The 24,614-nt window shown below is 69.4% G+C and carries 22 protein-coding genes; 5 read left to right on the forward strand and 17 right to left on the reverse strand.

Annotation, left to right across the window (positions count from 1 at the left end):
* Positions 1 to 23: 23 nt before the first annotated feature.
* Positions 24 to 584, forward strand: coding sequence for a hypothetical protein (locus ITI46_RS12640; protein WP_209239603.1), 561 nt, complete (start codon positions 24 to 26; stop codon positions 582 to 584).
* Between the two features lie 97 nt (positions 585 to 681).
* Positions 682 to 1,230: a hypothetical protein gene (locus ITI46_RS12645; protein WP_209239604.1), complete on the forward strand. Its 549-nt coding sequence runs from the start codon at positions 682 to 684 to the stop codon at positions 1,228 to 1,230.
* A gap of 68 nt (positions 1,231 to 1,298) precedes the next feature.
* Here ITI46_RS12645 and ITI46_RS12650 read toward each other — a convergent pair whose 3' ends face one another.
* The 4 genes from ITI46_RS12650 to nuoL form a co-directional block, all read right to left on the reverse strand.
* Positions 1,299 to 1,682, reverse strand: coding sequence for a cupin domain-containing protein (locus tag ITI46_RS12650; protein ID WP_209239605.1), 384 nt, complete (start codon positions 1,680 to 1,682; stop codon positions 1,299 to 1,301).
* A 169-nt stretch (positions 1,683 to 1,851) separates the two neighbouring features.
* Positions 1,852 to 3,549, reverse strand: coding sequence for an NADH-quinone oxidoreductase subunit NuoN (nuoN, locus tag ITI46_RS12655; protein ID WP_209239606.1), 1,698 nt, complete (start codon positions 3,547 to 3,549; stop codon positions 1,852 to 1,854).
* The gene (locus ITI46_RS12660) at positions 3,546 to 5,198 is read right to left on the reverse strand and encodes an NADH-quinone oxidoreductase subunit M (protein ID WP_209239607.1); all 1,653 of its coding nucleotides are present in this window, start codon (positions 5,196 to 5,198) and stop codon (positions 3,546 to 3,548) included. Before ITI46_RS12660 ends, nuoN begins: the two co-directional genes overlap by 4 nt.
* A 3-nt stretch (positions 5,199 to 5,201) precedes the next feature.
* Entirely contained in the window at positions 5,202 to 7,148 is a 1,947-nt protein-coding gene (nuoL, locus tag ITI46_RS12665) for an NADH-quinone oxidoreductase subunit L (protein WP_209239608.1), read from the reverse strand.
* 140 nt (positions 7,149 to 7,288) lie between these two features.
* Here nuoL and ITI46_RS12670 point away from each other — a divergent pair, with 140 nt between their 5' ends.
* On the forward strand, positions 7,289 to 8,602 hold the full coding sequence (locus ITI46_RS12670; protein ID WP_307808152.1) for an RNA-guided endonuclease InsQ/TnpB family protein: 1,314 nt from the start codon (positions 7,289 to 7,291) through the stop codon (positions 8,600 to 8,602).
* Here the strand turns inward: ITI46_RS12670 and nuoK are convergent.
* The 11 genes from nuoK to ITI46_RS12725 all read right to left on the reverse strand — a co-directional run bounded on the left by nuoK (position 8,548) and on the right by ITI46_RS12725 (position 19,594).
* On the reverse strand, positions 8,548 to 8,847 hold the full coding sequence (nuoK, locus tag ITI46_RS12675) for an NADH-quinone oxidoreductase subunit NuoK (protein WP_019354175.1): 300 nt from the start codon (positions 8,845 to 8,847) through the stop codon (positions 8,548 to 8,550). The two genes, ITI46_RS12670 and nuoK, sit on opposite strands and share 55 nt — an antisense overlap.
* Entirely contained in the window at positions 8,844 to 9,794 is a 951-nt protein-coding gene (locus tag ITI46_RS12680; protein WP_209239609.1) for an NADH-quinone oxidoreductase subunit J, read from the reverse strand. The genes nuoK and ITI46_RS12680 overlap by 4 nt, the downstream gene beginning before the upstream one ends.
* Positions 9,791 to 10,417, reverse strand: coding sequence for an NADH-quinone oxidoreductase subunit NuoI (gene nuoI, locus ITI46_RS12685; protein WP_247745891.1), 627 nt, complete (start codon positions 10,415 to 10,417; stop codon positions 9,791 to 9,793). Before nuoI ends, ITI46_RS12680 begins: the two co-directional genes overlap by 4 nt.
* A 37-nt stretch (positions 10,418 to 10,454) precedes the next feature.
* The gene (nuoH, locus tag ITI46_RS12690; RefSeq protein WP_209239611.1) at positions 10,455 to 11,840 is read right to left on the reverse strand and encodes an NADH-quinone oxidoreductase subunit NuoH; all 1,386 of its coding nucleotides are present in this window, start codon (positions 11,838 to 11,840) and stop codon (positions 10,455 to 10,457) included.
* Positions 11,837 to 14,377 carry an NADH-quinone oxidoreductase subunit G gene (locus tag ITI46_RS12695; RefSeq protein WP_209239612.1) on the reverse strand — a complete coding sequence of 847 codons (2,541 nt, stop codon included), beginning with the start codon at positions 14,375 to 14,377 and terminating at the stop codon, positions 11,837 to 11,839. The genes nuoH and ITI46_RS12695 overlap by 4 nt, the downstream gene beginning before the upstream one ends.
* A complete protein-coding gene (nuoF, locus tag ITI46_RS12700; protein ID WP_209239613.1) occupies positions 14,374 to 15,780 on the reverse strand; it encodes an NADH-quinone oxidoreductase subunit NuoF in 1,407 nt (468 codons plus the stop codon). Before nuoF ends, ITI46_RS12695 begins: the two co-directional genes overlap by 4 nt.
* A complete protein-coding gene (gene nuoE / locus ITI46_RS12705) occupies positions 15,777 to 16,496 on the reverse strand; it encodes an NADH-quinone oxidoreductase subunit NuoE (RefSeq protein WP_247745893.1) in 720 nt (239 codons plus the stop codon). The genes nuoF and nuoE overlap by 4 nt, the downstream gene beginning before the upstream one ends.
* Positions 16,497 to 16,507: 11 nt before the next feature.
* Positions 16,508 to 17,839 (reverse strand): NADH-quinone oxidoreductase subunit D, encoded by a 1,332-nt coding sequence (locus ITI46_RS12710; RefSeq protein WP_209239615.1) that lies wholly within the window; start codon positions 17,837 to 17,839, stop codon positions 16,508 to 16,510.
* The gene (locus ITI46_RS12715) at positions 17,840 to 18,580 is read right to left on the reverse strand and encodes an NADH-quinone oxidoreductase subunit C (protein WP_209239616.1); all 741 of its coding nucleotides are present in this window, start codon (positions 18,578 to 18,580) and stop codon (positions 17,840 to 17,842) included.
* An 85-nt stretch (positions 18,581 to 18,665) separates the two neighbouring features.
* Positions 18,666 to 19,220, reverse strand: a complete 555-nt coding sequence (locus ITI46_RS12720; RefSeq protein WP_209239617.1) for a NuoB/complex I 20 kDa subunit family protein — start codon at positions 19,218 to 19,220, stop codon at positions 18,666 to 18,668.
* Positions 19,221 to 19,234: 14 nt separating this feature from the next.
* Positions 19,235 to 19,594, reverse strand: a complete 360-nt coding sequence (locus ITI46_RS12725) for an NADH-quinone oxidoreductase subunit A (RefSeq protein ID WP_019354165.1) — start codon at positions 19,592 to 19,594, stop codon at positions 19,235 to 19,237.
* Positions 19,595 to 20,347: 753 nt separating this feature from the next.
* Here ITI46_RS12725 and ITI46_RS12730 point away from each other — a divergent pair.
* Positions 20,348 to 21,145, forward strand: a complete 798-nt coding sequence (locus ITI46_RS12730) for a C40 family peptidase (protein WP_209239618.1) — start codon at positions 20,348 to 20,350, stop codon at positions 21,143 to 21,145.
* A gap of 134 nt (positions 21,146 to 21,279) precedes the next feature.
* The gene (locus ITI46_RS12735; RefSeq protein ID WP_209239619.1) at positions 21,280 to 22,326 is read left to right on the forward strand and encodes a DUF5954 family protein; all 1,047 of its coding nucleotides are present in this window, start codon (positions 21,280 to 21,282) and stop codon (positions 22,324 to 22,326) included.
* Positions 22,327 to 22,364: 38 nt separating this feature from the next.
* Here the strand turns inward: ITI46_RS12735 and ITI46_RS12740 are convergent, their stop codons facing one another.
* A complete protein-coding gene (locus tag ITI46_RS12740) occupies positions 22,365 to 23,663 on the reverse strand; it encodes a geranylgeranyl reductase family protein (RefSeq protein ID WP_209239620.1) in 1,299 nt (432 codons plus the stop codon).
* Between the two features lie 92 nt (positions 23,664 to 23,755).
* The coding region (locus tag ITI46_RS12745) for a serine/threonine kinase C-terminal domain-containing protein (protein WP_504739815.1) at positions 23,756 to 24,614 on the reverse strand (859 nt) is incomplete at its 5' end.

A 24,614-nucleotide genomic window follows, 5' to 3' on the forward strand; every position in this document is an offset into this window, starting at 1 on the left:
CCGACCGACGGAGGGGGAAGGACGTGCGCACGTCAGCACGGAGAACGGGGGCGGTCGCCGCGGCGGCAGCGATCGTGCTGCTGGTGGGCGGCTGCGGCAGTGACGACGACGACGGCAAGGGGGACGGGAAGGAGAGCGGGGCCAAGGGCGGCTTCGACGTCCCCGACCCCGGCGACAAGCGGCCCGACCTGGACGACGAGCCCGGCGGCGACGGCCCCCCGACGGGCGAGGACGGCGGCGCGGACGGCGGCTCCGTGGACCCCACAGCCGTGGCCGGGTCCTGGTCCACAGCGCCCGATGTGGAGGGCGACTCCGTCGTCTTCGATGTCGGTTCGGACAACAGCGTCGACATGATCATCCCGGGCCACTGCAAAGGCACCCTGAGCGGCAAGACCATCGACCTCAGCTGCACCGAGGGCAAGAAGAGCTACACACACGGAGTCATCAAGAGCTCCTCCGCCAAGAACATGACCGTCGCCTGGAGCAACGGCAGAACCACCGAACTCCAGAAGTACGGGGGCCCGCACCGGCGGACCAAGCCGGACTCCCCCTCGGACTTCCCGTCCGCCGAAGACCCCTTCTGACCGGCCCGCAACCGGCCGGGGACCGGCCCGCCACACTCCCCTGCTAGGTTGACGTGACCCTGCGGAAGGAACCAGGGCACTCGACCGAGGAGGGGAAGTGCGCACGTCAGCGCGGATGACGGGGGCAGTGGCCGCGGCGGCGGCGATCGGGCTCCTGGTGAGCGGCTGCGGCAGCAGCGACGATGGCAAGAAGGACGAGAAGCCGAAGGCGGAGAAGAAGAACTCCGCCGAGCCCACCCCGAGCGAGCAGCCCGCGGGCAAGGGGCAGTTGCCCGGCGTGTGGTCGGCGCAGGCGGACGGCGAGAAGATGACGCTGACCGTGGTCGGCGACGCGGTCTCCCTGCTGCGGGACAAGAAGATGTGCGACGGCCGCGTCACCGAGGCGGGCGCAGACAAGTCCCTCATGCTCAAGTGCCCCGCCGGCGTCGGCGAGGAGCGCACCAACGGCAAGGTCGAGAAGGTGTCGGCCAAGATGCTGAAGGTCGCCTGGAACGGCGGCAGCACGGACACCTACACCAAGGTCGCCGACGCTCCCGCGAAGCTTCCCAAGGACCCCGGCGAACTGGACGACGTGCCCGGCCTCAAGGACAAGCTGAAGAAGGTCACCGAAGAGCCCGGCAAGGTGCGGGAGTACCCCGGGAACTGAGCCCCGGGCAGCCGTGACGGCGAGGGCCCCGGGACCCCGGGGTCCTCGCCGTCGTCGCGCTCTTCTCTTCAGGGGTCGCGCGGCGAGATCAGGTGCACCGACTCCTGCTCGTTGGGGTCGGTGCGCGCCACCACGACGGTGACGGGCTCCTCGCCGGTGACCGGCATGTGCGGCATGTTGGCCGGGACGTACACCATGTCGCCCGGGTTGAGGGTGTCGCGGTTCGAGAGGTCCTCCCCGTGCCAGATCTCGTGCGCGCCACTGACGACGTATATCGCCGACTCGTGGCCCGCGTGCAGATGAGGCTCGCCCCGGGAGTTCGCCGGGATGTGCAGGACGTGCAGACACAGTCCCTTCGCACCCACCGACTGGGCTGAGACGCCCTCGGTGAAGATCCCGCCCTGCTTCCCCTCGTAACCGCCGTTCTCACGACGGAGAATCACACAGCCCATGCCAGAAATTCCTACCGTTTCAGCGCACTTGTTGTCACCGTAACTTCACAAGAGGCCGCCAGAGTCCCCCTCGTGGGTCTCTGGCGGCCTCCTGGTGAGCATTGCTTCCGGCCCCGCTACGAAGCGGAACGGTGAGCATGTCGGGTGCGCTGTATGGCTCGTTGTGGATTCACCGTACGAACACCCCCGCTTGACCCGCCAGATCCAGGAAGTACTGCGGCGCCACACCGAGCACGACCGTGACCACCACGCCCAGCGCGATGGCGGAGGTCGTCATGACGCTCGGCACCGCCACGCTCGGCCCGTCGGCCTGCGGCTCGCTGAAGAACATCAGCACGATGACCCGCAGGTAGAAGAAGGCCGCGATGGCCGAGGCGATCACACCGACCACGACCAGCGCGCCCGCTCCGCCCTCGGCCGCCGCCTTGAACACCGCGAACTTCCCCGCGAAACCGGACGTTAGAGGGATACCCGCGAACGCCAGCAGAAAGACAGCGAATACGGCGGCCAGCAACGGCGAACGCCGCCCCAGCCCCGCCCACTTGGACAGATGCGTCGCCTCGCCGCCCGCGTCCCGCACCAGCGTGACCACCGCGAAGGCGCCCAGCGTCACGAACGAGTAGGCGCCCAGGTAGAACAGCACCGAGGAGATGCCGTCCTCCGAGGTGGCGATGACACCTGCCAGCAGGAACCCGGCGTGCGCGATAGAGGAGTAGGCCAGCAGCCGCTTGATGTCCGTCTGGGTGATGGCCACCACGGCGCCGCCCAGCATCGTCAGGATCGCCACGCCCCACATCACCGGGCGCCAGTCCCAGCGCAGCCCCGGCAGCACCACGTACAGCAGCCGCAGCAGCGCGCCGAAGGCCGCCACCTTGGTGGCCGCCGCCATGAATCCGGTCACCGGCGTGGGCGCGCCCTGGTAGACGTCCGGGGTCCACATGTGGAAGGGGACGGCGCCGACCTTGAAGAGCAGCCCCATCACCACCAGCGCACCGCCGATCAGCAGCAGCGCGTCGTTCCCCGTGGTGTCGGCCAGCACCGGATCGCTGACCGCGTCGGCGCCCGAGACCACGCGGGCGATGCCCGAGTAGTTGACGGTGCCCGCGTAGCCGTACAGCAGCGCGGTGCCGAACAGCAGGAACGCCGAGGAGAACGCGCCCAGCAGGAAGTACTTGACCGCGGCCTCCTGCGACAGCAGCCGCCTGCGGCGCGCCAGCGCGCACAGCAGATACAGCGGGAGGGAGAAGACCTCCAGCGCGATGAAGAGGGTCAGCAGGTCGTTGGCGGCGGGGAAGAGCATCATGCCGCCGACCGCGAACATCAGCAGCGGGAAGACCTCGGTGGTCGTCCAGCCGGCCTTGACCGCCTCCCGCTCGCCCTCACCGCCGGGCACCGAGGCGGGCTGTGCCGCGAAGGAGTCCACCCGGCTGCCGTGCGCGGCCGGCTCCAGCCTGCGCTCGGCGAAGGTGAAGGCGCCCACGATGCCCACCAGCAGCAGGGTGCCCTGCAGGAAGAGCGTCGGCCCGTCGATGGCGAGCGCGCCCATACCGGCGATCTGCGCCTTGCTGGAGCCGACGCCGCTGGCCGCGAGCCCGATGACGGCGGCGAACGCGGCGGCCAGCCCGGCCAGTACGACGAACAGCTGAGCGCCGTAGCGGGCCTTGCGCGGCGCGAACGCGTCGATCACCACGCCGAGCGCGGCGGCGCCGAGCACGATCAGCACCGGGGAGAGCTTCCCGTACTCGATGCTGGGGGCCTGGAGCTTGTCGCCCGCGCCGGCCGCTCCCGCCGCCAGCGTCCACAGGCTGGGGACGCCGGATGCCCCGGAAGCGCCTCCCGCCGACGCCAGGTCTGTGATGCCTGTCACTCGTGGTCACCTCCGCCGTGTCCGGCCGGCTTGTAGTCGAACCACGCGTTGTGGTCGGCGACGGGATGCTGCGGCTCGGGGTCCTTCTTCTGTACGTCCGAAAGCGTGTGCTCCACCGCGGGGTTCACGATCTCGCTGAGCGGCTTGGGGAAGATGCCGAGGAACAGCAGCAGCGCCACCAGCGGTGCCACCACGGCCAGTTCCCGCACCCTCAGGTCCGGCATCTTCTCGATCTCCGGCTTGCGCACCGGGCCGGTCATCGTGCGCTGGTAGAGCACCAGCACGTACAGCGCCGCGAGGATTATTCCGGCGGTGGCGATGATCCCGGCCGCCGGATAGCGGCTGAACGTGCCCACCAGCACCAGGAATTCACTGACGAACGGCGCAAGACCCGGCAGCGAGAGCGTCGCCAGACCGCCCACCAGGAACGTGCCCGCCAGCACGGGCGCGACCTTCTGCACTCCGCCGTAGTCCGCGATCAGACGCGAGCCGCGGCGCGAGATCAGGAAGCCCGCCACCAGCATCAGCGCGGCGGTCGAGATGCCGTGGAAGACCATGTAGAGCGTGGCACCGCCCTGGCCCTGGCTGGTCATCGCGAAGACGCCCAGGATGATGAAGCCGAAGTGCGAGATGGAGGCGTACGCCACCAGCCGCTTGATGTCCCGCTGGCCGACCGCCAGCAGCGCCCCGTACAACACGCTCACCAGCGCCAGGCCGAGCACCACCGGGGTGGCCCAGTGGCTGGCGTTCGGGAACAGGCCCAGGCAGAAGCGGAGCATCGCGAAGGTGCCGACCTTGTCGACGACCGCCGTGATCAGCACCGCGATCGGCGCCGTGGCCTCCCCCATCGCGTTGGGCAGCCAGGTGTGCAGCGGCCACAGCGGGGCCTTGATGGCGAAGGCGACGAAGAAGCCGAGGAACAGCAGCCGTTCGGTGGCCGTCGACATCGTCAGATCGCCGCTGGCGCGGGCCTTCAGCAGCTCCGGCAGCGAGAAGGTGCCCTCGCCCAGGCTGTCCGAGCTGACCACGAACAGCCCGATGACGGCGGCCAGCATCACCAGCCCGCCGGCCAGGTTGTAGAGCAGGAACTTCACCGCAGCGTACGAGCGCTGCTTGGCGCCCTCTTCCTCACCGGCCGCGTGCGCCCGGTCCCCGAAGCCGCCGATGAGGAAGTACATCGGGATGAGCATGGCCTCGAAGAAGATGTAGAAGAGGAAGACGTCGGTGGCGGCGAAGGAGACCAGCACCATCGCCTCGACCGCGAGGATCAGCGCGAAGAACCCCTGGGTGGGCCGCCACCTGCGGTTGGGGCTCTCCTCTTCCACCTGGTCGGCGTCGTGCCAGCCGGCGCCGATGACGAACGGGATCAGCAGCGCCGTCAGCGCCATCAGCGCGGCGCCGATTCCGTCGACGCCCAGCTCGTACCGGACCCCGAAGTCGGAGATCCACGCGTGCGATTCGGTCAGCTGATAGCGGGCGCCGCCCGGGTCGAAGCGGGCCAGCACCACACCCGCCGACACCAGCGTGGCCAGCGAGAACAGCAGCGCCAGCCACTTGGCGGCGGTGCGCTTGGCCGCCGGTACGGCGGCGGTGGCAACGGCCCCGACGGCGGGCAGCGCTGCCGTGACCGTCAGCAGAGGAAAAGACATGAATCAGACCGCCCTCATCAGCAGGGTCGCGGCGATCAGCACTGCCGCGCCGCCGAACATCGAGACCGCGTAGGAGCGGGCGAAACCGTTCTGGAGCCGCCGCAGCCGCCCGGAGAGGCCGCCGAAGGTGGCCGCGGTGCCGTTGACGGCGCCGTCGACGACCTTGTGGTCGACGTAGACCAGGCTGCGGGTCAGATGCGTACCCCCGCTGACCAGCACCACATGGTTGAAGTCGTCCTGGAGCAGATCGCGGCGGGCCGCCCTGGTGAGCAGATTGCCGCGCGGGGCGACGACCGGCACCGGCTTGCGTCCGTACTGGAACCAGGCCGCGCCCACGCCGATGACCAGCGAGACGACGGTCGCGGCCGTCACGGCGGAGGCCGAGACCGGGGAGTGCCCGTGCTCGAAAGCCGTCACCGGCTCCAGCCAGTTCACGAACGACTCGCCCGCCTTGAAGATGCCGCCCGCGAAGACGGAACCGAAGGCCAGCACGATCATCGGGATCGTCATGACCTTCGGGGACTCGTGCGGATGCGGCTCGGCGTGCTCGCCCCGCGTCTCGGCGGCGGGCTCCACGTCCGGCTCGGCCGGTGAGGGGGTGGGCGCCTGGCGCCAGCGCTCCTCGCCGAAGAAGGTCATCAGCATCACGCGCGTCATGTAGTACGCGGTGATCGCCGCGCCCAGCAGGGTGACAGCGCCCAGGATCCAGCCCTCGGTGCCGCCCTTGGCGAAGGCGGCCTCGATGATCTGGTCCTTGGAGAAGAACCCGGACAGGCCGGGGAAGCCGATGATGGCCAGATAGCCGAGCCCGAACGTCACGAAGGTGACGGGCATGTACTTGCGCAGCCCGCCGTACCGCCGCATGTCGACCTCGTCGTTCATGCCGTGCATCACCGAGCCGGCACCGAGGAAGAGCCCGGCCTTGAAGAAGCCGTGGGTGACCAGGTGCATGATGGCGAAGGCGTAGCCGATCGGGCCCAGGCCCGCGGCAAGGATCATGTAGCCGATCTGCGACATGGTCGAGCCCGCCAGGGCCTTCTTGATGTCGTCCTTCGCACAACCGACGATCGCACCGAACAGCAGCGTGACGCCGCCGACCACGACCACCACCAGCTGCGCGTCCGGAGCGCCGTTGAAGATGGCGCCGGAGCGGGTGATCAGATAGACGCCCGCGGTCACCATCGTCGCCGCGTGGATCAGGGCCGAGACCGGAGTCGGGCCCTCCATCGCGTCACCCAGCCAGGACTGGAGCGGCACCTGCGCCGACTTGCCGCACGCCGCCAGCAGCAGCATCAGCCCGATCGCCGTCAGCTTGCCCTCGCTCGCGTCACCGGCGGAGGAGAGGACGGGCGCGAAGGCGAAGCTGCCGAAGGTGGTGAACATCAGGAAGATGGCGATGGCCAGGCCCGCATCACCGACCCGGTTGACGATGAACGCCTTCTTCGCCGCGGTCGCCGCCGTCGGCTTGTGCTGCCAGAACCCGATCAGCAGATACGAGGCGAGACCCACGCCCTCCCAGCCGACGTACAACAGCAGATAGTTGTCGGCGAGGACGAGCAGCAGCATCGCCGCCAGGAACAGATTGAGATAGCCGAAGAAGCGCCGACGCGCCGGGTCGTGCTCCATGTAGCCGACCGAGTAGAGGTGGATGAGCGTGCCCACGCCGGTGATCAGCAGGACGAACGTCATCGACAACTGGTCGAGCTGGAAGGCCACATCGGCCTGGAAGCCCTCCACCGGCACCCAGGAGAACAGCTTGCTGTGCATGGCCCGGCTCCCGGCGCTCTCCCCCAGCATGGAGGCGAACAGCGCCGCGCCGATCGCGAAGGACACCGCGGCCAGCAGCGTCCCCACCCAGTGCCCGGAACGGTCCAGGCGCCGCCCGCCGCACAACAGCACGGCGGCTCCGAGCAGGGGCACCCCGACGAGCAGTCCGATCATTGACTCCACTGGTTCGTACCCCTTACCTCTTCCTGGCGAACGGACCCCTGACCCCTATGTGGTGTCCCAACTGGATTGATTCGCCGGTCTCGTCGCTCTGTCAGTGCAGCGGAATACGATGCCTGTGGCGTGCTGAGAGGTGATGCACTGTGCTTGAGGGCCGCTCGTACCAAGCTGAGCTGACTCCTTCGCAATCCCTGCTGACCGATGAATGGGCGGGTGTATGCCGCATCGTGTGGAACACCGCCCTGGAACAGCGACGCTGCTATCGACAACGGGGGTCGTTCATTGGATTCGCGGCACAGTGCGCGGAACTGACAGCGGCAAAGCGCGAGTTCGGCTGGCTCAAAGCCCCTCAGTCGCAGGTTCTCCAGCAGGTTCTGCGCGACCTCGACATCGCATGTGCGCGGCATGGCCCGGCCAGGGTGCGATGGCGAGCGAAGGCTGGAAGGAACCACTGGCGTCCCTCCTTTCGGTTTCCACAAGGCGGGAACCCGATCCGCAAGCTGAACCGCCGTTGGTCGGCCGTTTACCTGCCGAAGCTGGGCTGGGTGCGATTCCGCCGCTCCCGGCCGGTCGACGGTGATATTCGCTCGGTCACCTTGCGTCAGGACGGACCTCGGTGGTGCGTCTCGTTTCTGGTCGAGACCGGCGAAGTCGCGCCGCAAGTGAGCCTGGAAACAGGTCGGGTCGGCATCGATCGCGGGGTGGTCCACGCCGTGGCGACGAGCGACGGGCAGTTCTTCGGCCGAGAGTTCCTCAGCCCCGGTGAACGACGCCGTCTGCTGCGCCTGGAGCGACAGCGCAGCCGTTGTCAGCCCCGTTCCCGACGCAGAAACACGTGCATCTCCAAGATCAACATCATCCGTCGACGGGAGCGTGACCGGCGCCGCGATTTCCAAGCGCGTACCGCGGTCGAAGTCACGAACGGGATGGCGCTTGTGGTCCTGGAAGACCTGAAGGTCAGCAACATGACGCGTTCGGCTGCGGGGACCATCGCCGAGCCCGGCTGTAACGTCGCGGCGAAAGCAGGGCTCAACCGTGCCATCCGCGACAAGGGCTGGCACGGCTTGGAGCTCGCCATCAGGAATCGAGCACGCAGAAGCGCCTGTGTAGTGCGCACCGTAAATCCGGCGTACACGTCGCAGACGTGCCCGCAGTGCAGGGCCGTGGACGCGAACTCCCGCAAAAGCCAAGCGGTGTTCGTGTGCACTTCCTGCGGGCACCAGGAGAACGCCGACACCGTCGGAGCGAAGAACACACTGGCCGCCGGGCTCGGCGGTCACAGGGCGTGGAGACCTCGGGGCTGCCCGGTCGACGAAGCGCCAACCAGCGTGAACCTGCAAGGTATTAACGCTCCTTCCATAAGGGGGAGGGATCCCCGGGCCTCAGCAGCCCGGGGAGGAGGTCAAAGCTTCATGAGGCTGGCGTCGTCGACCGAGGCCGAGTGGCGGGCGCGGTAGAGCATGACGATGATCGCCAGGCCGACCACGACCTCGGCGGCGGCGACGACCATGACGAAGAACGCCATGATCTGGCCGTCGAGATTGCCGTGCATCCGGGAGAAGGCGACCAGCGTGAGGTTGGCGGCGTTCAGCATCAGCTCGATGCACATGAACACCACGATGGCGTTGCGCCGGATGAGGACTCCGGCGGCGCCGATGGTGAACAGCAGCGCTGCCAGATAGACGTAGTTGATCGGGCTCACTTGGCGGCCTCCTCGCGCTCGGTAGCGCCGTTGTTGCCGGCGCTGTTCCCGTCGGCGCTCCCGCCGTTGCTCCCGTTCGGGGGCCGGTCCTCCGAGCGGTCAGCGGCGGCGTCCCGTTCGAGGGCGCGTTCGCCGGGGTCCTTGGGGCCCGGGTAGCCGGGACGGCCGTGGTACTCGGCGGTGCGCTGCTCGATCGCGGCGAGCCGGGCCAGCTGTTCGGCGCTGACCTCGCGGATCTGGCCGCGGCGGCGCAGCGTGGGGTTGACGCTGAGCTCGGAGGGCGAGCCGTCGGGCAGCAGCGCGGGGCGGTCCACCGCGTTGTGCCGGGCGTAGACGCCGGGCGCGGGCAGCGGCGGGAGCTGCTTGCTGCGTACGCGCTCGATGGCCTGCTCGCGCTGGGACTTGTTCTTCTCGACGCGCTCGCGGTGGGTGAGCAGTGTGGCGCCGACCGCTGCGACGGTCAGCAGTGCGCCGACCACCTCGAAGGCGACCACGTACTTGGTGAACAGCAGCGAGGCGAGCGCCGGGACGTTGCCCTGCGCGTTGGCCGCCTCCAGGCCGTTGAAGCTGCCCACCGAGACCTGGCCGATCCCGGCGATCAGCAGGATGCCGAGCCCGAGGCCGCAGCCCGCCGCCATCCAGCGCTGGCCCTTGAGGGTCTCCTTGAGCGAGTCCGCCGAGCTGACGCCGACGAGCATCAGCACGAACAGGAACAGCATCATGACCGCGCCGGTGTAGACGACGATCTGGACGACGCCCAGGAAGTAGGCGCCGTTGGCGAGGTAGAAGATGGCCAGGATGATCATGGTCCCGGCCAGGCAGAGCGCACTGTGCACCGCCCGGCGCAGCAGCACCGTGCCCAGCCCGCCCAGTACGGCGATCGTGCCCAGCACCCAGAACTGGACGGCCTCACCTGTGGAGGTGGCAGTGGCGGCGAGCTCGGTCATCGTTCCCCCTCCCCGCTGCTGGTCACCGTGCCGTGGGTCATCGGGCCGTGCGGCGCCGCCTCGAAGGTGGCGTCCCCCGCCGCGGCCGGTTCGTCGGCGCCGAAGGTGTCGGCGGACTCCTGCGGGGCCCCGGTGTCGGTGGGCGTCTGCCGTACCGTGCCGGGCGCGGCCTCGGTGACCAGGCCGCGGTAGTAGTCCTTCTCGGTCATCCCGGGGAAGATGGCGTGCGGCGAGTCGACCATGCCCTCCTCCAGGCCGGCGAGCAGCTCCTCCTTGGTGTAGATGAGGGACTCGCGGCTGGAGTCGGCCAGTTCGTACTCGTTCGTCATGGTCAGCGCCCGGGTGGGGCACGCCTCGACGCACAGGCCGCACAGGATGCAGCGCAGATAGTTGATCTGGTAGACGCGGCCGTAGCGCTCGCCGGGCGAGTAGCGCTCCTCGTCGGTGTTGTCTGCGCCCTCGACGTAGATCGCGTCGGCGGGGCAGGCCCAGGCGCACAGTTCGCAGCCGATGCACTTCTCCAGCCCGTCCGGGTGCCGGTTGAGCTGGTGGCGGCCGTGGAAGCGGGGCGCTGTCGGCTTCTTGTACTCGGGGTACTGCTCGGTCAGCCGCTTCTTGAACATGTCCTTGAAGGTCACGCCGAAGCCGGCCACGGGGTTCTCAGGCACCGTCAGCCCCCTTGCTCTCGGTTCCGTCAGTAGCGGTGGACGGCCCGCCCGTCTGGGCACCGACCGGCTCCCGGTCCCGGTCGGCGCGCGAGGGCCGCCGTGGCACCGGTGGCAGCGTCTGTCCTGGCAGCGGCGGTACGGGGAAGCCGCCGGCCATCGGGTCGAACGGCTTCTCTTCCGGTGCGGCCTCTTCCGCTTCCTCCTCCTCGCCGCCGCGGAAGAAGTCCACGACGAAGGTGATCAGCAGCAGCGCCAGCGCGGTCCCGGCGACCCAGTAGACGACCTCGCTGTAGTCCCAGCCCTCGTTGCGCATGGCGCGGACGGTGGCCACGAGCATGAACCACACCAGCGCGATGGGGATGAGGACCTTCCAGCCGAGCTTCATGAACTGGTCGTAGCGCACCCGGGGCAGCGTGCCGCGGATCCAGATGAAGAAGAAGATCAGCACGGCGAGCTTGGCGGTGAACCACAGGATCGGCCACCAGCCGTGGTTGGCGCCCTCCCACCAGGTGGAGATCGGCGCCGGGGCCCGCCAGCCGCCCAGGAAGAGGGTGACCGCGAGCGCGGAGACCGTCACCACGTGGATGTACTCGGTCAGCATGAACATCGCGAACTTGATCGAGCTGTACTCGGTCTGGAAGCCCGCGACCAGGTCGCCCTCGGACTCCGGCATGTCGAACGGCGCACGGTGCGCCTCGCCGACCATCGAGACCAGATAGATCAGGAAGGAGACCGGCAGCAGATAAGCGAACCAGCCGTCCGCCTGCTCCCCCACGATCGTCGAGGTGGACATCGAACCGGAGTAGAGGAAGACCGCGGCGAAGCTGAGCCCCATCGCGATCTCGTAGCTGACGATCTGCGCCGTGGCCCGCACCCCGCCCAGCAGCGGATAGGTCGAGCCGGACGACCAGCCGGCCAGCACCACGCCGTAGGCGGCGATGGAGGAGGTGGCCAGGATGTAGAGGACGGCGACGGGCATGTCCGTCAGCTGCATCGCCGTACGGTGCCCGAAGATCGAGATCTCGTTGTCCGCGGGCCCGAACGGGATGACCGCGATGGCCATGAAGGCGGGGACCGCACCGATCACGGGGGCGAGCAGATAGACGATCTTGTCGCTGCCCTTGACGGTGATGTCCTCCTTGAGCATCAGCTTCACGCCGTCGGCGAGCGACTGGAGCATCCCCCAGGGGCCGTGCCGGTTGGGCCCGATGCGCAGCTGCATCCAGCCCACGATCTTCCGTTCGAAGACGATGGACATCAGCACCGTCAGCATCAGGAACGCGAAGCAGAAGACCGCCTTCAGCGCGATCAGCCAGAAGGGGTCGGTGCCGAACATCGACAGATCCTCGGCGGCAAGGCCCAGCTTTCCGGCGCTCATGCACCCACCTCCTGCGTGGTTTCCCGCACGGCGGCACCGGCCGGGCCGATCCGCACCACGTCGCCGGGCAGGGCACCGACATCGGCCAGGACGCCGGAGCCGGTCGAGTTGAGCGGCAGCCATACGACGCGGTCGGGCATCTCGGTGACCTGGAGCGGCAGTCGCAGCTCGCCGCGCGGCCCGGTGACGGCCAGTACGTCGCCGTTCTTGACCCCGGCCTCGTCGGCGGTCGCGGCCGAGAGCCGGGCCGGCGCCGGATGCCGGGTGCCGGCCAGCGCCTCGTCGCCCTCCTGGAGCCTGCCCTGGTCCAGCAGCAGCCGGTGCCCGGACAGCACGGCCTCGCCCGCCTTGGGCTGCGGGACGGTGCGGGCCGCGGGGACGGGGGCGGCCGTCCCCGTGCCGCCCTGCCGGTGACCGAGCCGGTCGAATTCGCCGCGCACCATGCCGACGTCCGGCAGCCCGAGGTGCACATCGAGCGCGTCGGCGACCATGTTGAGCACCCGGGCGTCGGTCTGTGCGTGGCGGCGCGTCATCTGGTCGGGCTTTATCGCCGCCTCGAACGGACGCAGCCTGCCCTCCCAGTTGAGGAAGGTGCCGGACTTCTCCACGGTGGCGGAGACGGGCAGCACCACATCGGCCAGCTCGGTCACGGCGCTGGGCCGCAGCTCCAGGCTGACCAGGAAGCCGACGGCCTCCAGCGCCTGCCGGGCCCGCTGCGGGTCGGGCAGGTCCTCGACGCCGACCCCGCCCACGACCAGCGCGGCCAGCTCGCCCTCGGCGGCGGCCTCGATGATCTGCGCGGTGTCCCGGCCGGGCTGCGCGGGGAGTTCGGCGACGCCCCAGGCGCGGGCCACCTCGGCGCGGGCCTCGGCGTCCGCCACCGGACGGGCCCCGGGCAGCAGCCCCGGCAGACAGCCGGCCTCAACGGCGCCCCGCTCACCCGCGCGGCGCGGCATCCACACCAGCGTGGCGCCGGTGGCGACCGCGGTGCGTACGGCTGCGGTGAGCGCACCCGGCACGGTGGCCAGCCGCTCGCCGACCAGGATCAGCGAGCCCTCGCCGCGCAGCGCCTCGGCTGCCGCGGCTCCGGTCTCGTCCAGCCCGACGCCGCCCGCGAGCGCGTCCAGCCACTCGGTCTCGGTGCCGGGTGCGGCGGCCAGCAGGGTGCCGCCCACCTTCTCCAGTCCGCGGGTGGCGTGGCTGGCCAGCGCGTAGGTGCGCTGCCCGTGCTTGCGCCAGGCCTTGCGGAGCCGCAGGAAGACGCCGGGGGCCTCCTCCTCCGCCTCTAGACCGGCCAGCAGCACGGCGGGCGCGGCCTCCAGGCCCGCGTAGGTGACGCCTGGGGGCACCTCCCGGCCGGAGGCTGGGGGAGGATCCAGGTCCCGGCCGTGGCCCGCCACATGGGAGGCGAGGAAGGAGGCTTCCTCCGCCGAGTGCGGCCGGGCCCGGAAGTCGATGTCGTTGCTGCGCAGCGCGACCCGGGCGAACTTGGCGTACGCGTAGGCGTCCTCGACGGTGACCCGGCCGCCGGTCAGCACGCCTGCGCGGCCCTGTGCCCCGGCGAGCCCGCGGGCCGCGGCGTCCAGCGCCTCGGGCCAGCTGGCGGGCGCCAGTTCGCCGTCCTCACCGCGGACCAGCGGGGTGTGCAGCCGGTCCGGCCGCTGCGCGTAGCGGAACGCGAAACGGCCCTTGTCGCACACCCACTCCTCGTTGACCTCCGGGTCGTTCTCGGCCAGCCGCCGCATCACCTTGCCGCGCCGGTGGTCGTGCCGGATGGCGCAGCCGCCCGCGCAGTGCTCGCAGACGCCGGGCGAGGAGACCAGGTCGAAGGGGCGGGAGCGGAACCGGTAGGCCGCCGAGGTGAGCGCGCCCACCGGGCAGATCTGGATGGTGTTCCCGGAGAAGTACGACTGGAAGGGCTGGTCCTCACCGGTGCCGACCTGCTGCAGCGCACCCCGCTCCAGCAGCTCGATCATCGGGTCGCCCGCCACCTGGTTGGAGAACCGGGTGCAGCGCGCACACAGCACGCAGCGCTCCCGGTCCAGCAGCACCTGGGTGGAGACGGCCACCGGCTTCTCGAAGGTGCGCTTCCTGCCCTCGAAGCGGGAGTCGGCGTTGCCGTGCGACATCGCCTGGTTCTGCAGCGGGCACTCGCCGCCCTTGTCGCAGACGGGGCAGTCCAGCGGGTGGTTGATGAGCAGCAGCTCCATCACGCCGCGCTGCGCCTTGCTCGCCGCCTCGGACGTGAGGTGCGTCTTGACGACCATGCCGTCGGTGCACTGGATGGTGCAGGACGCCATCGGCTTGCGCTGGCCCTCCACCTCCACGATGCACTGCCGGCAGGCACCCGCGGGGTCGAGCAGCGGGTGGTCGCAGAAGCGGGGGATCTCGATGCCGAGCTGCTCGGCCGCGCGGATCACCAGCGTGCCCTTGGGGACGGAGATCTGGGCGCCGTCGATGGTCAGCGACACGAGGTCTTCGGGCGGCGGGGTGACCTCCCCTCCCCCTTGGGAGGTGCCAGCAGTGGTGACGGTCACGCGTTCACCTCCAGGTGAGCGGAGCTGGGGCCATCGGCCCACGCGGTGGACTTCTCGGGGTCGAAGGGGCAGCCGCGGCCCGCGAGGTGGGCTTCGTACTCGTCGCGGAAGTACTTGAGCGAGGAGAAGATCGGGGACGCGGCGCCGTCGCCGAGGGCGCAGAAGGACTTGCCGTTGATGTTGTCGGCGATGTCGGCGATCTTGTCCAGATCGGCGGAGCTCGCCTTGCCCGCCTCGATGTCGCGCATCAGCTGGACGAGCCAGTAGGTGCCCTCGCGGCAGGGTGTGCACTTGCCGCAGGACTCATGGGCGTAGAACTCGGTCCAGCGGGTGACGGCGCGCACCACGCAGGTGGTCTCGTCGAAGCACTGGAGCGCCTTGGTGCCCAGCATGGAGCCGGCGTTGCCGACGCCCTCGTAGTCGAGGGGGACGTCCAGGTGTTCGTCGGTGAGCAGCGGGGTGGAGGAGCCGCCCGGCGTCCAGAACTTCAACCGGTGGCCGGGACGCATGCCGCCGCTCATGTCGAGGAGCTGGCGCAGGGTGATGCCCAGCGGTGCCTCGTACTGTCCGGGGCGTGCGACATGGCCGCTGAGCGAGTAGAGCGTGAAGCCGGGGGACTTCTCGCTGCCCAGCGCCAGGGAGCGGAACCAGTCCTTGCCCCGGTCCACGAGGGCGGGAACCGAGGCGATGGACTCGACGTTGTTCACCACTGTGGGGCACGCGTACAGACCGGCGACGGCCGGGAAGGGGGGACGCAGCCGGGGCTGGCCGCGGCGCCCTTCGAGCGAGTCCAGCAGCGCGGTCTCCTCGCCGCAGATGTAGGCGCCGGCGCCCGCGTGCACGGTGAGTTCGAGCCCTTTGCCGGGGCCGAGCGCGTCAGGCCCGAGATAGCCCGCCTCGTACGCCTCGCGTACGGCCTCGTGGAGGCGGCGCAGCACGGGCACGACCTCGCCGCGCAGATAGATGAAGGCGTGGTTGGAGCGGATCGCATGGCAGGCGATCACGATGCCCTCGATGAGGGAGTGCGGGTTGGCGAAAAGGAGGGGGATGTCCTTACAGGTGCCGGGCTCCGACTCGTCGGCGTTGACGACGAGATAGTGCGGCTTGCCGTCGCCCTGCGGGATGAACTGCCACTTCATCCCGGTGGGGAAGCCGGCGCCGCCGCGGCCGCGCAGCCCCGCGTCCTTGACGTAGGCGATCAGGTCGTCGGGGTCCATGGCGAGCGCCTTGGGCAGCGCCCGGTAGCCGCCGTGCCGCCGGTAGCCCGCCAGCGTGTAGGAGTCCGGCTCGTCCCAGTGCGCGGACAGCACGGGGGTGAGCAGCTTCTGCGGGTCGGCGCTGCCCCGCTCCGGCTGCGGGGAGGTTCCGTCCTGCTCGCCGTCGTGTGGTGCCACCGTCGTCACTTCCCCTCCTCGTCGGATGCCGCGTCGCGGGGGGCGACGACGCCCGGGGTGCTCTCTCCCTTGGCCAGCCGCAGTCCGGCCAGCGAGGCGGGGCCTGCGCTGCCGGACGCCTCCACGGCGCCGGGCCGCTCGTCGGGGAAGCCGGCCAGCACCCGCGCGGTCTCCTTGAAGGTGCACAGCGGGGCGCCGCGGGTGGGGGTGACCTCGCGGCCCGCGCGCAGCTCGTCGACGAGGGCGCGGGCGCTTTCCGGGGTCTGGTTGTCGAAGAACTCCCAGTTGACCATCACGACCGGCGCGAAGTCGCAGGCCGCGTTGCACTCGACGTGCTCCAGGGTGATCTTGCCGTCCTCGGTGGTCTCCCCGTCGCCGACGCCCAGGTGCTCGCGCAGCGACGCGTAGATGGCGTCACCGCCCATGACGGCGCACAGCGTGTTGGTGCACACCCCCACCTGGTAGTCGCCGGACGGCTTGCGGCGGTACATGGTGTAGAAGGTGGCGACGGCGTTGACCTCGGCGGTGGTCAGCTCCAGCATCTCGGCGCAGAAGCGCTGCCCGGTGCGGGTGACGTGGCCTTCCTCGGACTGCACCAGGTGCAGCATCGGCAGCAGCGCCGAGCGGCTGTCCGGGTAGCGGGCGATGATCGCGCGCGCTTCCGCCTCCAGCCGCTCCCGTACTTCGGCGGGGTAGTCGGGCGCGGGCATCTCGGGGATGCCCATCTCGACGCTTGTCACCGGTCGACGCCTCCCATCACGGGGTCGATGGACGCGACGGCGACGATGACGTCGGCGACCATGCCGCCCTCGCACATCGCCGCCATTGATTGCAGGTTGGTGAAGGAGGGGTCGCGGAAGTGCACCCGGTAGGGGCGGGTGCCGCCGTCGCTGACGGCGTGCACGCCCAGCTCGCCCTTGGGCGACTCGACGGCCGCGTACGTCTCGCCCGGCGGGACCCGGAAGCCCTCGGTCACCAGCTTGAAGTGGTGGATCAGCGCCTCCATGGAGGTGCCCATGATGTTCTTGATGTGATCGAGGGAGTTGCCGAGCCCGTCCGGGCCGAGGGCGAGCTGCGCGGGCCAGGCGATCTTCTTGTCGGCGACCATCACCGGGCCCGGCTCCAGCCGGTCCACGCACTGCTCGATGATCCGCAGCGACTGGCGCATCTCCTCCAGGCGGACCAGGAACCGCCCGTAGGAGTCGCAGGTGTCGACGGTCGGTACGTCGAAGTCGTAGGTCTCATAGCCGCAGTAGGGCTGCGCCTTGCGCAGGTCGTGCGGCAGTCCGGCCGAGCGCAGGATCGGTCCTGTGGCGCCCAGCGCCATGCAGCCGGCCAGGTCGAGGTAGCCGATGTCCTTCAGCCGGGCCTTGAAGACCGGGTTGCCGGTGGCGAGCGCGTCGTACTCCGGCAGGTTCTTGTGCATCTTCTTGAGGAACTCGCGCAGCGCGTCCACGGTCCCCGGCGGAATGTCCTGGGAGAGCCCGCCGGGACGGATGTAGGCGTGGTTCATCCGCAGCCCGGTGATCAGCTCGTACAGATCGAGGATCAGCTCGCGGTCCCGGAAGCCGAAGATCATGACGGTGGTGGCGCCCAGCTCCATACCGCCGGTGGCGATGGCCACCAGATGGGAGGAGAGCCGGTTGAGCTCCATCAGCAGTACGCGGATGACGTTGGCGCGGTCGGGCACCTCGTTCTCGATGCCCAGCAGCCGCTCCACGGCCAGGCAGTACGCCGTCTCGTTGAAGAACGGCGTCAGATAGTCCATGCGCGTGACGAAGGTGGTGCCCTGGGTCCAGGTCCGGTACTCGAGGTTCTTCTCGATGCCGGTGTGCAGGTAGCCGATGCCGCAGCGGGCCTCGGTGACCGTCTCGCCGTCGATCTCCAGGATCAGCCTGAGCACCCCGTGTGTGGAGGGGTGCTGGGGGCCCATGTTGACGATGATCCGCTCGTCGTCGCTCTTGGCGGCGTGCGCGGCCAGCTCGTCCCAGTCCCCTCCGGTGACGTCGTAGACGGTGCCTTCGGTTGTCTCCCGAATGCCTGCGGGTGCGTGGGTTGTGGAAGACATTTAGGTGTACGACCTCCGCTGGTCAGGAGCGGGAATCTGGGCGCCCTTGTACTCGACGGGAATACCGCCGAGCGGATAGTCCTTGCGCTGCGGAAAGCCCTGCCAGTCGTCCGGCATTATGATCCGCGTCAGCGCCGGGTGACCGTCGAAGATCAGCCCGAAGAAGTCGTAGGTCTCGCGCTCGTGCCAGTCGTTCGTCGGATAGATGTCGACGATCGAGGGCACGTGCGGGTCCGCGTCGGGCGCGCTGACCTCCATGCGGATCAGCCGGTTGTGGGTGATCGAGCGCAGGTGGTAGACGGCGTGCAGCTCGCGGCCCTTGTCGCCCGGGTAGTGGACGCCGCTGACGCCGGTGCACAGCTCGAAGCGGAGCGCGGGGTCGTCGCGCAGGGTGCGGGCCGCGGTGGCCAGATGCTCGCGGGCGATGTGGAAGGTCAGCTCGCCGCGGTCGACGACCGTCCGCTCGATGACGTGCGCAGGGTCCAGCCCCTGCTCCTCCAGCGCGCCCTCGAACTCGTCGGCCACCTCGTCGAACCATCCGCCGTACGGCCGGGGCGTCGCGCCGGGCAGCCGTACGGTGCGCACCAGTCCGCCGTAGCCGGAGGTGTCGCCGCCGTTGCGGGAGCCGAACATGCCGCGGCGTACGTCGATGACCTCGCCGGGGTCGCCCGACTGCTGGGCCGGCAGCGACTCCTCGGCCCGCTCGTTGGGGGCGTGCGGACCGTTTCCGTTACCCGTCACTGCGCCCCTCCGTTCGCTTCTCCGCCCACGCGGCACAGTGTCTGCATCGTCTTCGCCTGCGGCCCGGCAGCCGCGCGTGCGTCACTCACCGAAGCAGCCCCTTCATCTCGATCGTCGGTACGGCCTTCAGGGCCGCCTCCTCCGCCTCGCGGGCCGCTTCCTGCTGGTTGACGCCGAGCTTCGAATTCAAAATCTTCTCGTGCAGCTTGAGAATGGAATCGAGCAACATTTCAGGGCGCGGGGGGCAGCCGGGCAGATAGATATCGACGGGAACGACGTGGTCGACGCCCTGCACGATGGCGTAGTTGTTGAACATGCCGCCGGACGAGGCGCACACACCCATCGAGATGACCCATTTGGGGTTCGGCATCTGGTCGTAGACCTGCCGCAGCACCGGCGCCATCTTCTGGCTGACCCGGCCTGCCACGATCATCAGGTCGGCCTGGCGCGGCGAGCCGCGGAAGACCTCCATGCCGAACCTGGCGAGGTCGTAGCGGCCCGCTCCGGTGGTCATCATCTCGATGGCACAGCAGGCGAGCCCGAACGTCGCCGGGAACATGGATGATTTACGCGCCGCACCGGCCATTTTCTCGACCGTGGTGAGCAGAAATCCGCTCGGCAGTTTCTCTTCAAGTCCCATTGCTTATCCTGCCCCTAGTCCCATTCCAGGCCGCCGCGCCGCCAGTCATAGGCGTACGCGATACCGATGAGAGCGACGAAGACCAGCATTTCGACGAGTCCGAACATCCCGAGTGAGTCGAAATGGACGGCCCACGGGTAGAGGAAGACGATTTCGATGTCGAAGATGATGAAGAGCATCGCCGTCAGGTAGTACTTCACCGGGAAGCGGCCGCCTCCGGCCGGCTGCGGCGTGGGCTCGATGCCGCACTCGTACGCCTCCAGCTTTGCCCGGTTGTAGCGCTTGGGGCCGACGATCGAGGCCACGACCACGGAGAAGACCGTGAACGCGGCCGCGATCGCTCCCAGTACGAGGATTGGTGTGTAGACGTTCACCGCTCCCGTCTCCTTCCAGGCGTCGACTCTGACTGCCGGCAGACCGCTGGGCCGCTGCGCACCCCCACGAAGATCGCTCCTATGTGAGGCAGTTCACAAGCCCTGTTCGCAGGCATCTTAAGCCCGCCCCTCTGTGATCTGCGACACGGGGGACACCAACTACTTTGTGATCTCCACCACCTGACGCCCAATCATCCGATCGGATGACCGGCAATCTTCATACGCAAAGCCCTCAGACGATCACGCTGGGCGACATTCGTTCCCGCTCAGACCCATTATGGGCGGATTGCTGTACCAAGCACCTGCTGCATTGGCAAATTCGCGCTGGACGGTTTCAGCTGCTATGTGACAACCACTGGAGATCGTGCGCTCGTGAAGCCCGGCACAAGCTCCGAGACCCCCGCGCGACCCGGCCGAGTCCTGGTCGTTACCGAGCGAGTTGGGCGATAGATCCCCAACGCCCGCTTTGCGCGAAGAGTTGAGTTCGACCCCGCGGCGAAAATGTGAGCTGCGCCACGCGCAATCTCGGCAGCCGCTGCCTTTTTTGCGCGCGGCTTTTCTCCGTGCTAAGTGCGCGAGGCATTCCGACAATGCGGACAACTACGTGGTCACGGCCCCGTAGTTGGGCAATGATCACGTCGAGGAAGGGGCGCCGGGCAATGCGTGTAGGACCCAAGTGACCGCGTACACGGCGACTGTGGCGCATCGCACGATTGTTGAGGGAAGTGTTTCGAGCCTGCTAGGCATTCCCTCATGTCCCCGAAAGCTCAGATTCCCAGCCACCGAAAGCCCCGCTCCAGCAAGATGAATACGGCGCTGCGTGCGGGTATGACGGGCGGCGTCATGGGCACCATCGCTCTCACCGCGGCGGCGGCACCGGCCCTTGCGGCCGACAAGAACGCACCGGCCGAGACAGTGGAGATGCCCACCCTCTCCACGGCCGACTCCAGCACCCTCGCGGCCGAGTCCCTGCACAACACCGCGGAGCAGTACAGCCTCCAGCAGGCGCAGGAGGACGCGGCCTCCGCGGCCCGGAAGCAGGCCAAGGAGACCAAGGAAAAGGCCGAGGAGGCCAAGCGCAAGGCGGAGGCCAAGCGCAAGGCGGAGGCCGCCCGTAAGGCCGCACTGCAGAAGAAGGAGCGCGCATCGCGCTCCGCCGACCGGGCCTCCCTCACCCAGACCTCCGCGCCCCAGGGCGGCAACGTGGCCACCCTCCTCAGCTTCCTGCGGGCCCAGGTCGGCAAGTCCTACGTGCTGGGCGCCACCGGCCCCTCCGCGTACGACTGCTCGGGGCTGACCCAGGCGGCCTTCAAGCAGGTCGGCATCAACCTGCCGCGCACCTCGCAGCCGCAGTCCACCACGGGCACCCCCGTCTCCCTGAGCAACCTCCAGCCCGGCGACATCCTCTACTGGGGCAGCGCGGGCAGCGCCTACCACGTGGCCGTCTACGTCGGCGGCGGCAAGTTCATCGGCGCCCAGAACTCCTCCACCGGCATCGTGGAGCGCCCCCTGAGCTACGACCAGCCCACCGGCGCGGTCCGCGTGCTCTGAGGCCACAGCAACCCGAAAGGGGCCCACCGCACCACGCGGCGGGCCCCTTCGCGTTGCGGACCGACTCCGCGAGAACGGACAGCTGTTTCCGTGAGTGCCTGACAGGGTGGCCGTGGCGCCAACACACTGGGTGCATGCGGGATCACCATAAGCAGTATTCGTCGCCGGACCACCTCACCATCCGTGTCGCCCACCGCGACGACCCCGTCTCCCAGGTCACCGAGCTCGACGCGTTCCGGAGCGGGCAGCGGTATCCGGACATCGTGGTGCGGGGACCGTTGTTCGGGTGTGCGGTTCAGACGCCCGGGGACCGGCCACGGTGGCGGCTGCTGGGCGAGTTGGACGCGGGGTACCCGCAGGACGCGCGCGACGAGCTGAATTCGTATCTGTGGTACTACGCCAAGGACCGCGCCGGGGACCACCGCGAGCGGCGCCGGCTGCTGGACGGTGTGGCACGGCTGGAGAAGAAGCGGATCGACGAGCTGACCGTCGGGCGTGACCGCTACCGCGTCGTGCGGGCCGACGAGTTCGCCCGGATCGGTGACGGCGCGCTGGAGCCGCCCCGCGCCACCGACCACCCCGAGGACGACCACTGGGACCTGGAGAAGAAGAACCCGCCGTCCGACGCGGAGGGGTTCGTGGTCGACCACGCGGCCGAAGTACAGCTCACGAACGGGCTGGAGCGGCTCGCGCTGCGCGAGAACGTCTACCGCTCGGAGCGCTTCCCCGCGGACGTCCTCGCCGACTCCCGGCGCGCGCTGCACACCCATCCGGGGCTGGTGCTGCTGCCCCCGGCGTTCCGGGTGCTGGAGCGGGAGCCGGAGTCGTGGTCGATGTTCCTGGCCAAGCAGTTCCCCACGCCGCAGGCGGCGCGGCGGGGGCTGGTGCACCACCTCACCAGGAGCGTGCCCATGGTGCGGGAGATCCCGGGGTTGGAGTCGGAGTACTCGGAGCGGGACGTGGAGGTCTTCGCGAAGGCGGCCGAGCGGTTCATGCGGCAGCGCGGCGCCAATGAGCTGCGTGCCCGAGGGCGAACCTTCCATATCGTGCGCGTCGAACGGATGATGCGGATCGGGCCTGACGGTCCTGAGCCGCCGCGCCCCTCCGACCAGGACCACCAGGAGCCGACGAAGATCCACCCCACGATGGACGAGTGGGGGAACCTCTCCTACGACGACTGAGGACGGACCGACTGAGGGCGGACGACTGAGGGCGACCGTTACGCGCGAGGGGTGACCTTGGCGAGGCCGTTGATGATGCGGTCCATGGCGTCACCGCCGGTGGGGTCGGTGAGGTTGGCGAGCATCTTGAGGGTGAAGCGCATCAGGACCGGGTGCGAGAGCCCGCGCTCGGTGGCGAGCTTCATGACCTTCGGGTTGCCGATGAGCTTCACGAAGGCGCGGCCCATCGTGTAGTAGCCGCCGTAGGTGTCCTTGAGGACCTTCGGATAGCGGCGCAGGGCCAGCTCCCGCTGGGAGGGGGTCGCCCGCGCGTGTGCCTGGACGATGGTCTCGGCGGCGATGGCGCCGGACTCCATCGCGTAGGCGATGCCCTCGCCGTTGAACGGGTTCACCAGGCCGCCCGCGTCGCCGACCAGCAGCAGTCCGCGGGTGTAGTGCGGCTGCCGGTTGAACGCCATGGGCAGCGCGGCGCCGCGGATGGGACCCGTCATGTTGTCCGGGGTGTAGCCCCACTCCTCGGGCATCGAGGCGCACCACGCCTTGAGGATCTCCCGCCAGTCGAGCTCCTTGAAGGCGGAGGAGGTGTTGAGGACGCCCAGCCCGACGTTGGAGGTGCCGTCGCCCATGCCGAAGATCCAGCCGTAGCCGGGCAGCAGCCGGTCCTCGGCGCCGCGCCGGTCCCACAGCTCCAGCCAGGACTCCAGATAGTCGTCGTCGTGCCGGGGCGAGGTGAAGTACGTGCGCACCGCGACGCCCATCGGGCGGTCCTCGCGGCGGTGCAGGCCCATCTTCAGGGACAGCCGGGTGGAGTTGCCGTCAGCGGCCACCACGATCGGCGCGTGGAAGGTGACGGGCGTCTTCTCCTCGCCCAGCTTGGCGTGTACGCCGGTGACCCGCCCTGTGCGCTCGTCCAGCACCGGGTCGCCCACGTTGCAGCGCTCGTACAGCCGTGCGCCCGCCTTCTGGGCCTGGCGGGCGAGTTGCTCGTCGAAGTCGTCGCGCTTGCGGACGAGTCCGTAGTCCGGGTAGCTGGCCAGCTCGGGCCACGGCAGCTGGAGGCGGTGGCCGCCGCCGATGATGCGCAGGCCCTTGTTGCGCAGCCAGCCCGCCTCTTCGGAGATGTCGATGCCCATGGCCACCAGCTGCTTGGTGGCGCGCGGAGTGAGGCCGTCGCCGCACACCTTCTCGCGCGGGAACGCCGTCTTCTCCAGCAGCAGCACGTCCAGGCCGCTGCGGGCCAGGTGGTACGCCGTCGTGGAGCCCGCGGGCCCGGCGCCGACGACGATCACATCGGCGGTCCGCTCGGAAGCTGTTGCCTTCGGCTGGGGATCGGCCACTGGGACTCCCGCGTACTGACTGGTTCGGCTGACCTCGCCAGTCTATGCGGGGGTTGGGACCGCGCCGCGCCGCGGCCCCTCCCCGCCGTCCGTCAGCTGCCGTTCTCGTCCCAGGTGCGCAGCGCGGTGCTGAAGACCTGCTCCCGGTCCGGGTCCCACTCGTCGTAGCGGCTCTCGGCGTAGAGGCTGTACTCCGTGCCGTCCTCGCCGATGTACGCCTGGTCGATGGCGTGGATGGTGCGGCCCGAGTCGTCCGAGGTGTAGACGAACTCCCAGCGGGCGCCGGGCCGTCCCCGGAAGGTGTTCTTCGTCAGTTCCAGGCGCCGGTAGCCGTCCCGCTTACTGGCGCCCTTCTCCAGCGTCCGGAAGTTGTCGTACGAGGACTGGCCGGCGTTCTCGATGATGCCGATGCGCAGATAGTCGCCGCCGGTTGGCGCCTCGTAGTCGACCTGGGTGCCCTTCGTGCTGCGCTGCCAGCCCTCCATCACACCGACGGAGAAGCCCTTGGGGTCGTCCACCGTCGTGAAGCCCTCGGGCAGCTCGGTGCTCTGCGGGGTGCCCGGGGTGCCGCCCGCGTCCGCGTCCGGGTCGGTGCCCGGGCTGGGGTCACCGGAGCCGGAGTCTCCCGAGCTGTCGGACGGTGCGGGACGCGGCCCTTCGGGGCTCTCGTCGGCGGGCTGCTTGTGCTTCTCCTTCTGCTTGGTGGACGCCTTGGCCGGCTCCTTGGCCGCCGGCTTGCCCCCGCCCTTGCTGTCGTTGCCGCCTGCCAGATAGAAGACGCCCCCGGCCGCGGCGCCGACCACCAGGAAGCCCGCGAGGACGAGGCCCGCCCACATCAGGCCGCGGCTGCGCTGCGGAGGCGGCACCTGGCCGCCGCCCCCGCCCGGGCCCAGTACGTCGGGACCGGGCGGGGGGTCGGTCGCAGGGCGGGCCGCTCCGGGTACGTCGCCC

The sequence above is a fragment of the Streptomyces oryzae genome (genome assembly GCF_017676365.1).
Taxonomy (GTDB): Bacteria; Actinomycetota; Actinomycetes; order Streptomycetales; family Streptomycetaceae; genus Streptomyces; species Streptomyces oryzae.